Source organism: Corynebacterium sp. KPL1814, from assembly GCF_000478175.1.
Classification (GTDB): Bacteria; Actinomycetota; Actinomycetes; order Mycobacteriales; family Mycobacteriaceae; genus Corynebacterium.
The window spans coordinates 96,589-110,387 of sequence record NZ_KI515779.1; the positions used below are offsets into that span (position 1 = coordinate 96,589).

At 54.0% G+C, this 13,799-nt stretch carries 9 protein-coding genes and 4 pseudogenes; 7 read left to right on the forward strand and 6 right to left on the reverse strand.

Features of this window, described 5'->3' with window-relative positions; translation table 11 throughout:
• Positions 1 to 86 precede the first annotated feature (86 nt).
• Positions 87 to 410: pseudogene (locus HMPREF1257_RS12110) on the forward strand (YbfB/YjiJ family MFS transporter); the annotation flags it as partial.
• 878 nt (positions 411 to 1,288) lie between these two features.
• On the opposite strand, the pseudogene HMPREF1257_RS12115 reads toward HMPREF1257_RS12110, so the two are convergent.
• A pseudogene (locus tag HMPREF1257_RS12115) lies at positions 1,289 to 1,682 on the reverse strand (IS6 family transposase); the annotation flags it as partial.
• A 93-nt stretch (positions 1,683 to 1,775) separates the two neighbouring features.
• On the reverse strand, positions 1,776 to 2,585 hold the full coding sequence (locus HMPREF1257_RS11370) for a helix-turn-helix transcriptional regulator (RefSeq protein WP_023025734.1): 810 nt from the start codon (positions 2,583 to 2,585) through the stop codon (positions 1,776 to 1,778).
• Between the two features lie 29 nt (positions 2,586 to 2,614).
• Between HMPREF1257_RS11370 and HMPREF1257_RS11375 the strand changes: the two genes are divergently transcribed.
• The 3 genes and pseudogenes from HMPREF1257_RS11375 to HMPREF1257_RS11395 all read left to right on the forward strand — a co-directional run bounded on the left by HMPREF1257_RS11375 (position 2,615) and on the right by HMPREF1257_RS11395 (position 5,753).
• Positions 2,615 to 3,124: a ThiF family adenylyltransferase gene (locus tag HMPREF1257_RS11375; RefSeq protein WP_023025736.1), complete on the forward strand. Its 510-nt coding sequence runs from the start codon at positions 2,615 to 2,617 to the stop codon at positions 3,122 to 3,124.
• Positions 3,121 to 4,485 carry an MFS transporter gene (locus HMPREF1257_RS11385; protein ID WP_023027935.1) on the forward strand — a complete coding sequence of 455 codons (1,365 nt, stop codon included), beginning with the start codon at positions 3,121 to 3,123 and terminating at the stop codon, positions 4,483 to 4,485. The genes HMPREF1257_RS11375 and HMPREF1257_RS11385 overlap by 4 nt, the downstream gene beginning before the upstream one ends.
• A 74-nt stretch (positions 4,486 to 4,559) precedes the next feature.
• Positions 4,560 to 5,753, forward strand: a pseudogene (locus HMPREF1257_RS11395) (IS3 family transposase).
• 662 nt (positions 5,754 to 6,415) lie between these two features.
• Here HMPREF1257_RS11395 and HMPREF1257_RS11405 read toward each other — a convergent pair.
• A protein-coding gene (locus HMPREF1257_RS11405; protein ID WP_156904624.1) for an IS3 family transposase occupies positions 6,416 to 7,632 on the reverse strand; the annotation gives its coding sequence in 2 pieces (ribosomal slippage) (positions 6,416 to 7,371 and positions 7,371 to 7,632; 1,218 coding nt in all).
• A gap of 745 nt (positions 7,633 to 8,377) precedes the next feature.
• Between HMPREF1257_RS11405 and HMPREF1257_RS11415 the strand changes: the two genes are divergently transcribed.
• Entirely contained in the window at positions 8,378 to 9,217 is an 840-nt protein-coding gene (locus HMPREF1257_RS11415) for a GDSL-type esterase/lipase family protein (RefSeq protein ID WP_023025748.1), read from the forward strand.
• A 157-nt stretch (positions 9,218 to 9,374) separates the two neighbouring features.
• Here HMPREF1257_RS11415 and HMPREF1257_RS11420 read toward each other — a convergent pair whose 3' ends face one another.
• From HMPREF1257_RS11420 to HMPREF1257_RS11430, 3 genes are read right to left on the reverse strand one after another with little or no spacing between them, the layout of a single operon-like run.
• Positions 9,375 to 10,187, reverse strand: coding sequence for an ABC transporter ATP-binding protein (locus HMPREF1257_RS11420; protein WP_023025750.1), 813 nt, complete (start codon positions 10,185 to 10,187; stop codon positions 9,375 to 9,377).
• On the reverse strand, positions 10,187 to 11,278 hold the full coding sequence (locus HMPREF1257_RS11425) for an iron chelate uptake ABC transporter family permease subunit (protein ID WP_023025753.1): 1,092 nt from the start codon (positions 11,276 to 11,278) through the stop codon (positions 10,187 to 10,189). The genes HMPREF1257_RS11420 and HMPREF1257_RS11425 overlap by 1 nt, the downstream gene beginning before the upstream one ends.
• Complete coding sequence (locus HMPREF1257_RS11430; protein ID WP_023025755.1) at positions 11,275 to 12,342, reverse strand: iron ABC transporter permease; 1,068 nt, start codon at positions 12,340 to 12,342, stop codon at positions 11,275 to 11,277. The genes HMPREF1257_RS11425 and HMPREF1257_RS11430 overlap by 4 nt, the downstream gene beginning before the upstream one ends.
• A 568-nt stretch (positions 12,343 to 12,910) precedes the next feature.
• On the opposite strand from HMPREF1257_RS11430, the gene HMPREF1257_RS11435 reads away from it, so the two are divergent.
• Both HMPREF1257_RS11435 and HMPREF1257_RS11440 read left to right on the forward strand, forming a co-directional pair.
• The gene (locus HMPREF1257_RS11435) at positions 12,911 to 13,633 is read left to right on the forward strand and encodes an ABC transporter substrate-binding protein (RefSeq protein ID WP_023025757.1); all 723 of its coding nucleotides are present in this window, start codon (positions 12,911 to 12,913) and stop codon (positions 13,631 to 13,633) included.
• A pseudogene (locus HMPREF1257_RS11440) lies at positions 13,602 to 13,799 on the forward strand (IS256 family transposase); the annotation flags it as partial. The gene HMPREF1257_RS11435 and the pseudogene HMPREF1257_RS11440, both read left to right, overlap by 32 nt.

A 13,799-nucleotide genomic window follows, 5' to 3' on the forward strand; every position in this document is an offset into this window, starting at 1 on the left:
GAAACAAGCCATCAACCAAATGGCCGTAGCCTTTCCCGCCCGCTTCGACAAATACCTATAAACCTAGCCCCACACACAAACAACTTGACACGCTCTTACTTGGCTGCTATACACTCCAAGTAGCTGGAGCAATTGCCGCCACTTTTGGCAATTCGACTGTTTTACTGATGGTTGCTGCCATTCTTTTTGGTGCTACTTTCATGGGAATTACGATGCTTACTATTTCAACGGGAGTCGCTTATAGAATAAACGGAGGAGCTGCACGTCTAACGACTTGGTATAGCCTAGGACAAGTCGTCGGCCCGGCGGCCATTGGAGTACTGTTATCAAACTCAATCCGCATATCATTTATCATTGCAACCATTGCTATCATCATCGGTATGGCAACAATTAAGGTTTCAAGGTTATAATTCATAGTCAACCTCCCAGGCGCAGCGCAGATATCATCACGCCTTCCAAGGACCAAAAGATATACGAAACCTTCTATTCACTATAGAAGACACATATCACATCCCGAATGAAGTCACAAACAAAGCTAATACTAACTCGACTAATCTACCTTTTTCTTTAGAAGACTATTTTCCTCTTTTAGTTCAGAAAATTCGTTACGCAGCTCAGCTATGTCGTCCCAGTATATTTCAATCTACTCATCGACCTGCTCTTTGTTCCATGAAACTAGGTGCACCAGCGACTATAGGTCATGGTCAGAGGGTGTGAACACTGGTGCCCAGATAGCAGGTCGCTTGCGTCAGGCAATGCGCCGGCGCATTGCCTTATCAGTTTCTCTAATTGAGATAGGAGGACGAGCAGCTAAGGCTGCAGTATCAGGGCAAGGCTTGAAAATTGGTGTACATGCGGATTATCCGCCAGTATACGCAGACTACTGTTAACAAAAGAGGGAATCTTGACAAGACAGAACATTACTTGGCCCAGTATCCTTTCGCTTGCGCTAATCTTAAGCGGATCCGTCCTGTTGTCGAAGTTTCATGAAGAGAGTTCGGCTCTTTCTCCAGAGAACTTCGTTATATGGGCGGCACCTTCCGTCCTTGGGGGGATTAGGGCTGATATATTGCACCGTAAAACACGAGGTCGTAACTTCCTACGCCTACGGGATTCTGCTTAGCCTCCTCTCCTTTGGCGCAGCAGTTTGGCATCCAAGTACCTTTACTCGCTGTGTTACAGCAGTTATTTTTTTTGATAGTGGCTATAACCGTCGTTCTAAAGCGCCAAAAAATTAATACTCCTAAAAACGCTCACGGCTAGCCGCAGGTGATACAAGTAAGGTGTACCCGGCTGACGCATTGGATTTGAAGGCCTTGGCCAGGAAACGCTTCGCTGCAGCCACGTTCTGCTTCGAAGAGAGGTAAAACTCCAGGGTCTGGCCACCGGCGGTGATCGCCCGATAGAGGTAGCATCATCTGCCGCCGACGCGGATATAGGTCTCATCCACCCGCCAGGAACTGGCCTGCCAGTCAGGTACCTGCCGGTACCACCGTGTTTGCTTGTCCAGCTCAGGCGCGTATTTCTGGACCCAGCGGTAGATCGTGGTGTGATCGACCGGCACGCCCCGCTGAAGTCATCATTTCCTCCACAGCGCGGTAGCTCACCCCGTAGCGGCAGTACCACCGCACTGCCCACAGAATGATGTCACGGGGGAAATGACGACCGGAGAAGATACTCATGGCTGTGATTATTTCACGTCGCTCTTCTTACTGCCCCAACTTTGCAACAGCACCTCTCATCCTGTTCCGACCGGCTTTCGATCGTCCGAAAGGTCACGTCGGTGCCGAAGAACGACTGAAGCCCTCAGGGACGGCTGTCGGGCAATTGAGGGAGATCCCCGCGTCGTTGAGCGCTGCCCGCCCGGCGGGAGTGAGACGCACGGCCCGGGTACGACCCCTGCGGGAAAGCCATTCCTTATCCAGCAGAGTCTTGCAGATTCCCGTGCCGAGAGGGCCGGCGAGGTGGAAGCGGCGTTCGGTGGAGTCCATGCACGACCTGCCCGTGTCGAGCATCTTCAGGGGCACACCCCACTGTATGAACAAGCGATGACCTTGATTAGTGACCTGACAGTGCGAGTCGATGAACTCGTGCTCTTCTAGTTGTTCAGCCAGGCGCACCCCGAGCTTACCGGCGAGGTGCTGATAACAGGTGCGGCCTTCACGTAGGTTCGCATTCGCCCGTGACGCGCTGAGGCTGTGAGGAGTGGGCAGGGGCGAGCGGGCGACCACGCCAAGGCTCTCGACCACTCGTGCGATGTCTTCCCCGGCCAGGCGAATGTAGCGGTGCCGGCCCTGCCGAATGTCGTGGACGAGACCGTGGGTGACGAGCACGTCAACATGCTCGCTCGCCGTCGACCGGGCCAGGCCCGCGTACCTGCCCAGTTCACCAACCGTCCAGGCCCGCCCGTCCATGAGCGCAGCACACATGGCCGCCCGCGACGAGTCAGCCAGAGCCGACGCGACTGTCGAGATATCCGGGACCGCTTCAGGAAACACGCGCGCAACCATGCCTCCAGTATGCACCCGGAACTGTTCGGTGACGACCGAACAATCGCAGGCGTAGTCTGAACTCACCAGATTCATTGCATCAGGAGACGAAGGGAGCGATCGCGATGAACGGGGACCGCCAACGGCTACGCGAGCACTACGATGAGGACTTCTACTGGGAACGCGTTGACCGCAACCTGGGTTGGCTCGGCGACACCACCGAGGAACAGCGTGAACGCCAAGCACGGTTGCGCGATGCCGTGATCGGCATCGTCGGCACCGGGGGCATCGGCGGTGCCGCAGCCGCCCGCCTGGTGCGCATGGGCGCACTCAACCTGAAACTGGCCGATCCCGACCACTTCGACCTGACTAACGTGCAACGCCAGTACGGCGCCGGGCGAGACACGATCGGCCGCAACAAGGCCGAAGTCGTCGCCCAGCAACTCCTCGCGCTCACCGGGGGAGAGACGGCCAGGGAGATCCGGGACATGCACTTCGCCGCGTCCTGGCGCCTGTTCGATCTGGTGCTGCCGACACTGCTGGACCGGTCCTACCGGACCTGGGATCAAGACCTGAGCAAGCGCACCTACTTCGGCCACCCGCCCGCCGAGGCTTCGCTGGAGTCTCGCGTATGACCGCGCATCGGCGCACGGCACTGGTCGCGACCCTCCTCGGTTTCTTCATCGTCATGCTCGATACGACCATCGTCAATGTCGCCCTCGCCGAGATCGGCACTGACCTCGACACGACGGTGAGCTCACTGCAGTGGGTCGTCGACGCTTACACCCTCGTGTTCGCCGCGCTCCTTCTCACAGCTGGGGCCGCATGCGACCGTCTCGGGGCTCGCAGGGTCTACCTCGCTGGCCTGGTGGTCTTTGCTGTGCTCTCGGCCGTGTGCGCCCTCGCTCCCACAGGCGGGTTCCTCGTCGCTGGTCGCGCCGTCCAGGGCGTGGGCGCGGCAGCGATCGTGCCGGGCTCTCTGGCATTGCTGTCGGCTGTGTACGACGATCCGAAGGAACGAGCACGCGCCATCGGGCTGTGGGGCGGCGCAGGAGGTGTTGCCGCCGCGATCGGACCGGTCCTGGGCGGAGCGCTGGTGTCGACGATCGGGTGGCGGGCGGTGTTCTGGGTCAACCTCCCCATCGTCGCTATCGGCTGTCTGCTCACCTTGTGGGCAATTCCCGCGCTCACGGGCAGTCGCGCGAGACGGGTGGACCTACCCGGACAGGTGCTCTCCGTGCTCACGCTGGTGGCAGTAACCTATGCAGTCATCACCGCAGGCGAACACGGATGGTCACCCTGGCAGGTAGCCGTGTTGATCGCCGGGGGCGTCTTCCTCGCCCTGTTCATCATCGCAGAGCGACGACACCCGGACCCGATGCTGCCGATGGCCTTGTTCACTCGTGCCCGGTTCTCCGTGGCCGCAATGGTAGGGCTCGCGCTCAACATCAGCTTCTTCGGACAACTCTTCGTGCTCTCCCTCTTCTTCCAGCAGTACCTGGGATACGAGCCGTGGCTGGCAGGCCTCGCGCTGGCACCACAGGCGTGCAGCGCCGTGGTCGCGTCACCGCTGGGCGGCCGTGCCGTCGCCCGGTGGGGCGCGTTCCCCACCATGCTCACCGGCCTGGTAGTCGGCACGATCGGCTTCAGCAGCCTCGTGCTGCTCACCGCAGAAACTCCTTACGTGGTGGTCGCGGTGTTGACCTTCACGGCTGGATTCGGGATGGCCTTCGCGATGCCGGCCGCGACCTCGGCCGCAGTGGCCTCGGCCCCGCCGGAACATGTCGGCATCGCAGGAGGAGTCATCAATGCCGCCCGCCAGACCGGCAGCGTCGTCGGCGTCGCAGTCCTCGGCGGAATGGTCGCCAGTGGAGCGTTCCTCACAGGCTTCCACACAGCCGTCGCGGTCGCCGGTGGAGTCTTCGGTGCCGCAGCGCTCGTAGTTGCTGCCACCATCATCAGTCACCTACAGGAGCCAGTTACACCTGAAGTTTAGAAGGACCTGACCCCTGTTTGGTAGACACCTGATATCCAGCCCGGTTGGGTTGGGAAGAAAGGTAATCTACCACCATGCCTAGGTACTCCGAACAGTTCAAACGTGATGCTGTGGCCCTCTACGAAAACAATGAGGACCTCTCACTTCACGCGGCTTCAGCAGAGCTTGGAGTCAATCGTTCCTCACTTTATTCCTGGATCAAGCAGTACGGCACCGGCAAACGCGCCCGCACGAAGACCCTGCGTGACAAGGCCCAGGCGACGACTGATTCCGAACGGATCCGCCAGCTAGAAAAAGAAGTCTCTAAGCTGCGCGAAGAACGCGATATCCTGCGCAAGGCCGCGAAATATTTTGCCGAAGAGACACGCTGGTAATCCGCTTCCAGTTTGTCTATGACCACCGAACCGAGTACTCGGCTCACACGGATGTGCCACGTGTTAAAGCTCAATCGATCCTCATTCTACAAATGGCTCAACACCCGCGAAAATCGCAGGTTAAAGACGTGTTCCGATGCTCTTATTGGTGCAAGAATTAAGACCATTTTTGATGATGAGCACGGGCTTTATGGTGCTAAACGCATCGCTGCAAGCCTCAACGACGATACGGGCTTTCCTCCGATCAATCACAAGAAGGTCGCACGCATCATGAAATCCATGGGGCTGAAAGGCTTTACTAAGCGGCGTCGGTGTATCACCACCAGGCGCAAGCCTGGCCACCGCGTCATGCCAGATTTAGTAGGCCGTAAATTCAGCGCTGACAGGCCGAACCACGTGTACGTAGGCGACATTACGTACCTGCCGTGTAAGGGCGGCAAGAATATGTACCTAGCTACGGTCATCGACGTCTACTCGCGCAGACTCGTTGGCCATGCTCTGGCCGATCACATGCGGGTATCGCTGGTTATCGAAGCTTTGTCCCATGCCAGGAAAGTCCGCGGAAGCCTTACAGGGGCAATTTTCCATTCTGATCACGGCAGTGTGTACACCTCACAGGCATTTAGGGACCACTGTGCCCATCTTGGTGTGCGCCAGTCCATGGGAGCAGTGGGTACAAGTGCCGATAATGCCCTGGCAGAATCCTTTAATGCCGCCTTAAAGCGTGAAGTTTTGCGTGATCGGAAAGTCTTTGACAATCCCATTGTCTGCCGCCAAGAAGTCTTCCGGTGGTGTATGCGCTACAACACGCGCAGACGGCACTCCTGGTGCAACCTTCTAGCCCCCGACGACTTCGAAGCACTCACATCGGCTACACTGACCCAAGCAGCATAGCTAACCCCCGACGTGTCTACTTTCCGGGGGTCAGGCCCTGAGCAGGCTAGAAACGGTGGTCTGATCAAAATAAACTGATTGGTAAGGAATTTGTTGTGAAGGAAGGGACGATCATTCCGGGAATACTTTTTGGAATAGTCTTGGGCGTCGCAACTCTTTATGGCGGAGTGCTACTGTCCACATGGCTTCCAATCCCCTTCGTTTTCTATGGGCTACCTTTACCTTCATTGGTGGTTTTGGGTGTATTAGCCATGTCTGTCTACATGTTGAAAAAGGATCGGCTTAGCGACCGATCATGGCGTGGTTTTGCCTTCACATTCGCCACGGTTTTTGTCGTATCAGCGTTCTTATGGGTGAGTACCATTTCTGGCTATGGAAACTTCGCATAGCCTAGAGATATAGAACCGTTGTAAGGCCAATTATGGGTAGCCGTCTAGATTGAGGGTTAAGTAGTAAAATGTGTGTCTGGTTGGCGTGTCGTCGGCTGGGCACTTTTTGTCATTTCATGGGTCCTTTTCTGATTCCTATGGAGTGTGAGTATGCGGTTGGGATAGCGTTGTTGTAGAAGGCTGGTCTACTTCCATATTGATGTAAGAAATGCACGTGGAGGCGGCAATGGGGTTGCCCGCAAATCGTGGACACGTAGTGGAGCTACCTAGTGGTTAGGCAGCTATTTCTTTTCTGCTGGTGGTTAGGCTGGTGTGGTTCTCGAAATCGACGGGGCTGACCATCCCGAGTGCGGAGTGCCGGCGCCGACGGTTGTAGACGGCTTCAATCCAGTAGGCAACGGCCTGACGCGCAGCATCGCGGGTTGGCCAGCGCTTCCGGTCGTAGAACTCGGTCTTAAGCGTCGACCAGAACGACTCAGCCATCGCATTATCGAAACACACCCCAGTACGCCCCACAGACTGAGCAACACCTAGGTTGCGGCACACCTCCCAGAGCTGCTCGCTGGTAAATTGTGTTCCCCGGTCGGCGTGAAACACCAGCCCGTCAGGAACGTCACCACGCAGTGTATGTGCCATCCGCAGTGCTCGTTCGACCAGGAATGTATCTTGCACGCTATCCATAGCCCAGCCCAGCACCCTGCGGGAATGACCATCGCGAACTGCGCATAAGTACAACCAACCCTCGCCGGTTCGCAGGTAGGTAATGTCTGACATCCATACTCGATTGAGCTCGCCGGTATCAAACATGCGCTTTACCAGGTCAGGAAGACTCGACTTACGTTTAGATTGAATCGTTGTCGCTGGGACGAAGGCACGCGGTGAAATTCCTTCAATTCCCATCAGGCGCATCCGCTTAGCCACAGTCTTGCGGTTAAGAACAATCTGGTAGCGCTCACCTAGTTCTGCGGTGATTCGCGGGGCACCGTAGACCTCGTTGGAGTCTTTCCAGATCTGATGAATCTTGCGATCAACATCATCGTAAAATGCTGCACGATCATCCTTACCGGATAAGCGTTGCTGCTGCATATGGGCCCATTTGTAGTATCCAGACCGAGATACCTTCAAAAGGCGTGCCATGCGCTTGATACTGAAATTCGCCTTCTCCTGCTGCATTAATTCGAACTTTTCTGATCGCGTTGCTTTGCGGCGAAGAAGGCTGTCGCTTTTGACAAAAACTCGTTATCCATCTTGGCTTCTGCCAGCTCACGACGCAGACGAGCGTTCTCAGCACGAAGATCAGCCTCGCTTAGCCCATCAGAGGATCCTCGGCGTTGACGCTCATTTTTCACCCACCGACCTAAAAGGCCAGGTGCGACACCAATTTCTTTCGCTACATGAGCAATCGGGCGTTCTGACTCGATTACTAGGTTTGCGGCTTCACGCCGGTACTCCGGCGTGTATTTCTGGCGTTGTTGACTCACAATGAACATCCTCTCTTACGGACACAAGATCCGCACTAATCGGGTGTCCACTAAACGAGGGTAACCTCAGCAATATCGAGACGCGTACGAAGTGGCTCAATAGTCGCTTCAGTTATAAAAGCCACATCAAGGCTGACGTCACCCTGCCTTACGCTCTTTTGCCAGGCGAAATTGGAAATGATGAGTTCTAGCAACGCTTGGCGCCCTGAGAACTTGCTGTCATTCGTGCCGATCTTATTGAACCCCTAGAGTGATATCTGGGGCTCATGTTCTTCGGTGAGCGCATCCTTGAGAGGGTCGAGGACGGGTCTGCGGATTCCTTGGAAGCCACCGTATACTGCATCAGCCTTTTCGGCGGGATATAGGTGTATGTGGGACCGATGCGTAAGATTTGTATCCCCCGGCTGGATTTGGGAATCAAAATGAGAATCAAAGTGGGGTACCTTCCCCACCGGAAACTTCCGAGTTTGATACCGCAAGACCCAGAAGTAATAGATTGCGCTTATATTGAAAATAAAATACTCATTCTGGGGTTACGTAAGAAATGTGAGTGAAAATACTAGGGCTTTGAGATAAAAGTAAAAATCCCTGCACCCACTGGGAGAGTTCGCTATAGTGATAGCGGTAATCATAGCCACCGATGGATACCATCTATAAATTGTTTATATCGATGCTGATGACACTTTCAATGTGAGTAGTCATCTATCGGAAGGCTAGAAAAGCAACTCAATATTGATTGAAAGGAAACGCAAATATGCGCCTTGTGAGCAAATACATTGCTGCAGCTTGCGGAGCAGTCATGCTCGCTACTGGTCTTTCCGGTGTCGCGTCAGCCGCACCGACCGGTAATCTCGTCACGCTCGGTGACTCCTACTCCGCCAACCCTGACCAAGTCCGAAATACCTTCCGTGGGGTTCCTGGCGCAACCGATAACTATCCCCAGCGCGAGGGGTGTCTTCAGGCGCCTAATAACTGGCCGCGGAAGCTTGCCGCAAAGACGAATCGACCACTGGCCGATTGGTCCTGCACCGCTCAGACTTCCAACACCATGAATCAACGCTTGGACCGGGCTATTGCCAATGGTGACGTCCGCAATGACTCCACCGTCGTCATCGCTGTAGGAATGAATGACTACGGTCCATTTAACTTCGATGTGTTGAAGAGTTCTCCGGATGTCCCGAAAAACGTCCACGACAACTATGTGAACCGTTTGCGGGAAGCTGGCGACAAGATTCACCGCGCAGCACCGGGAGCAAAGATCGTTGTATCGGGCGCGCTGCCCACGGTGGACCGTGAACACGCAACGTTCTGTGCAGTCAATGTGATTCCGAACCACCCGGGCGGTATTTATGTCCCAATCGTGCGGGATGTCGAAAATTGGAACCGCGCTAACCAAATCGAGGCCGCTAATTCAATTGGGGCAACCTACGTTGACATGATTGATGGCGCTCGCGGCCATGATACGTGTGCTCCAGATGCCCAGCGCTGGGTTGCTGGCTTGATTGATACCACGACGCCGAACTACAACATGAACTTTCATCCGTCGGACGCAGGCTCCGAGTACATGGCCAACACTCTTTTGGCTCACGTATAAGTATTCGAAGCTCCTTTAATTGGGGGTAGTGGTTTACAATTCTGCTCTTGCCGCCAATTTTTAGACCTTCACCCGTGCTTTCCACTGGTGAAGGTCATTTTTTATTCTCACCCTTAACCCACTGGGGGTCTCGGACATGCAAAGAGCGGTGCCGTCACTATGTATTGGCGCCGGAGGGGACAACGAGCGGGCCTCCTGTAACTGGATCTTCAATAACCAAGGCTTTTAAGTTGAATGCGGTGAGAAGTAATTGAGGGGAAATAATCTCCTTGGGAGCCCCAGTTGCAAGAATTCTTCCTTGATTCATTGCAATCAAATGGTCGCTATATCTAATAGCTAAGTTGAGGTCATGTAGAACCATAACGATGGTGCGCCCCAGTCTTGTTCGTAGCGAATGAATGAGCTCGAGAATTTCGATGGACGTCGCCAAATCTAAGTATGTTGTGGGTTCGTCAAGGAACATAACCCCTGTGTCTTGAGCTAGAACCATGGAAATCCACACTCGTTGGCGTTGGCCACCGGAAAGTTCATTAATGAAGCGTTCGGCAAATTGCAGCGAGCCGGTTTGTGCGAGCGCGGAATAAACCTCCTGCTCATCGGATGCTGACCATTGGCGCAGCCACGATTGATGTGGATGGCGCCCGCGAGCGACAAGATCGGATACAAGTAAACCCTCTGGCGCAATAGGGGCCTGCGGCAGCACACTAACTTTTGTGGCCACATCCTTTCGGCGAAGCTCGGTGATATCGCGCTCACCTAACATTACGGTGCCACTTTCTATGGGTAACAGCTTCGCGAGGCTGCGTAAGAGTGTCGATTTTCCGCATCCGTTGGGGCCAACAATCGTAGTGACTTTGCCTTTCGGGAGCTCTACATCAATATTTTCAAGGATCGGAGTATTGCGCGCGTATCCTACAGTGAGGTTTGATGCCGTAATTGCTGTGCGCGAAGTGATTAATGGGTCAGACATTAAGCTGATTGGACCTTCCGATTTTGCTGAACGAGTAAATAGAGTAAAAACAGGCCCCCAATTATCGAAGTAACGATTCCAACAGGAAGCTCGATTCCCAGCAGAACATGTATGATGACGTCTGCACCGAGTAAGAGAATCGCTCCAGTGAAGGTAGAGGCTAGCAGCGGAGGTGTTGAGGTTCGACAAATACGAAGTGCTAATTGAGGAGCAACAAAGGCTACAAAACCAATGGGGCCTGCTGCGGAGACCGCAACGGCAGTTAATGCTACGGCGAGTATGAGTACAGAGAATTGCACCGCATTGAAACGAGAACCGAGTGCTCGTGCCATGTCTGGGCCAAGCGCCGTGGGAAGTAATTGGTAACTAACCCATCCGAGCAATGGTGCAGACATTATTATTGTGATAGCTACTGGGAAAGTAGTAGTCCAATTAGCTCGATCTAGTGAGCCGGTCAGCCAAAATTGGGCGACGGAGGCATCGTGCAATTGCGCACGAATCATAGCGAAGCTGATGTAGCCAGACAACAGCGACGTCAAGACTATGCCCGAAAGCAAGAGCCTGAATGGGTTTGCGCCTCCTTTCCAGGAAAGAACCCACACGACGACGCTTGTACTGACAGCTCCGATAAAAGCGGCTAGTGGGACGCCGATGCCGGCTAACCAACCTATGAAGCCGCTACCCGAGCCGAAGACGATAACCGTAACCGCCATTGCTGAGGCGCCAGCGGTCATGCCTAAAATGTCAGGACTGGCGAGCGGGTTTCTGGTTATCGATTGTGTTAGAGCCCCAGCGAGACCAAGTGCACATCCTACTGTAAACGCAGTGAGAGCACGGGGCATTCGCCATTCGAAGACGACTAGTTTCTCCAGTCGAGTGCCTTGGCCGCTTACAATAACTTCCAGTATTCGACCGAAAGAGATTGGATAATCTCCCAGCATGATAGAAAAAGGCACAAGAAGTAGGGCCAATATAGCGAGGATGAAAGTTGTAGATAGCTGCCACGGGCGCCAAACAGTTGAGAGCTCTAATAGTTTTGTACCAATGCGGAAGGCGGGGCGACCGGGGACAGAATTGCGGTGACTATTCATAGCGCTACTCCCTTCCGCTGGAAGACGAGCATGAAGAATAATGGGGCGCCAATAAAAGCGACGACAATTCCTACTGGTAATTCGCCAGGGCGTGCGATGATCCGGCCAATGACATCAGCTAGCACCAGTAGCGTGGCGCCCAATAGGGCGGAATACGGCAAAATCCACCGATAGTCAGGACCCGTGATGGCACGCACCAAGTGCGGCACTATCAGGCCGATGAACCCTATGGGCCCTGCCATGGCCGTCGCAGCCCCCGCAAGCAGAGCGATCAGGACCATGCCAAAGAGACGAGCCCGATCGGTTTGAGCACCGAGACTTTGAGCCACATCGTCTCCGAGGCTAAGCAAGTTTAACGATGGGGCTGAAGCGAAGGCTAAGACGATGCCCAAGACTAGAAATGGTAGTACTCCCCAAAAGACGTCTAGACCTCGACCCGCTACCGAACCTACTGTCCAAAAACGCATACGGTCCAGATTGGCTTCTTCTGCAAGAATGAGGCCTGTAGTGATTGAATTCAACACAGCGGATAAGGCTGCGCCACTCAGCGTAAGAGTAAGCGGACTAGCATTACCTCCATTGATGCGTCCCATACCGAAGACAATGATGGTTGCACTTATCGCGCCCAAGAAAGCAGCCACAGTGGTGGCAAACATACTGATTGAGCCAAAGAGCGCGAAGCTGGAAACTACGGCTAAGGCGGCGCCAGCATTGACTCCAAGAATGCCTGGATCTGCGAGCGGGTTTCGTGTGTGGCCTTGAATTAAAGCGCCAGCTACTCCGAGAGAAGCACCCACTACGATTGCGATCAACGTCCTCGGCACACGGAGCTCGAAGAGTACTTGCTGTTCAAAGTTTAGAGCAGTTTCACGGTGCGATGGAACTTCTCTGAGGGCAGATATGACGTCGGTCAGTGGAATACTTCTAGCTCCGACAGCGATGCTCAAGAAAATTCCGAGGACGAGCAGTGCCAGACATAGTATGAGTCCAGCAACGCGTCGCGAATAGGTGCGGCTTCGAGGCACTTGGGTGCCGTTAGTGCTGAAACTGGAATGAGTACTCATGGCGGTCAGTCGAGAAGTTCCTGTTCTGTGCGGTAAGACCTGTGTTCTTTAGGGCTGGATAGGCTCAACCAAGAGTCAGGCCCATAAGAATGAGAAATCAGTCGTTTGAGGTGTTTGGCTTGCGGTTGAAGTCTTTCCATCTCCTCAAAGAAAACTCCTGTTCCCACTTGTGGCTTACGCTGAGCTAGCGACTGAATTTGCGCGGTTCAGCGTCATCGACAATCTACGAAGTGTTAGGTGTGGCACAAATATATGCTTTTCAGATTAGGTTAGTCAACCCTAATCCAGGTGGGTAAATTTGATACTAACTTGTCCTGGGGTGGGGAGGGGGGTAGATGGAGGCTTTCGCCTCTCGATTGCAATCGAGGGAGGGGTGTAATCCTCTCGGGGCGATTTTCGGTCCAGGTGGGGCCAGTTAATGACATATTCCACAAATATGTATCGGCACACTATTGCAATGTGGTAAAGGTAAAGCTAACCTAACCTAAAAGTTGCTTGCGGGTCTGTGGGAAATCCAATGGAAGGCGTTGAAAAGGCAACTTCAGGAAATCGACTTTAAGGAATAGGGATGTCATTAAAAAGGGGAGCACGGTCATTTATCGCGGCCACTATCTGTGCCGGATTGGTTCTGTCAGGATGCTCGTCGAACGATTCAACCGATGAAGCGGCAACTTCCGAAGTTGCAGAAGACGTGACCATTGAGCATGCACGGGGTACAGATACGTATCCGGTCAATCCACAAAACGTGGTTGCCGTGGGGCCTGCAGTTGATAACCTGCTGGAACTTGGAATTAAACCAGCAGCCGTCGTGCAGAATGCAAAGGATAAGAACTCGCCTTGGCGCGAGGGGAAGCTCGATGGTGTCAAGGTGATCGATCAGGCAGATTTCAAAACTCTGCCACAAGAACAAATCGCGGCAATCGAACCCGACTTCATCGTTGGTGACTATTGGACAATATCTGAGGATAATTACAAAGAATTGTCAGCCATCGCACCGACTCTCGGCGGAATCTCCGATACCGGGGAGGGCATTGGCTGGGAAGCACAACTAGAAGCTTTGGGCAAGATATTCAATAAGGAGTCCGAAGCTAAGAAAGCCATTGAAGAGGATCAGAAGCGTTTCGCTGATGTGAAGGAAAAATTGCCAAACCTCTCTGGTAAAACCGGCATTGTTTCCCAATTCGCCCAGGGATCCTTTGGCGGAGAGTGTCTAATGGTTTGTGTGTGGGAACCTAACCCGCATAAGGAGATGAACCAGAATGACTACTATGGCGAGACGAGATCCGGCTGATAAGGCCAAGATTGATGCGATTGAAAAGAAGCTGCTTGCTAACCCAGAAATCGCGAAACTGATTGATGAGCTAGGCACGTCCACCACGGATGCCAACGACCTAGTTCGGGGCATGTTACAAGCCTCAATTACCCGGGGTTTGAATGCTGAAATGGATGCCCACCTA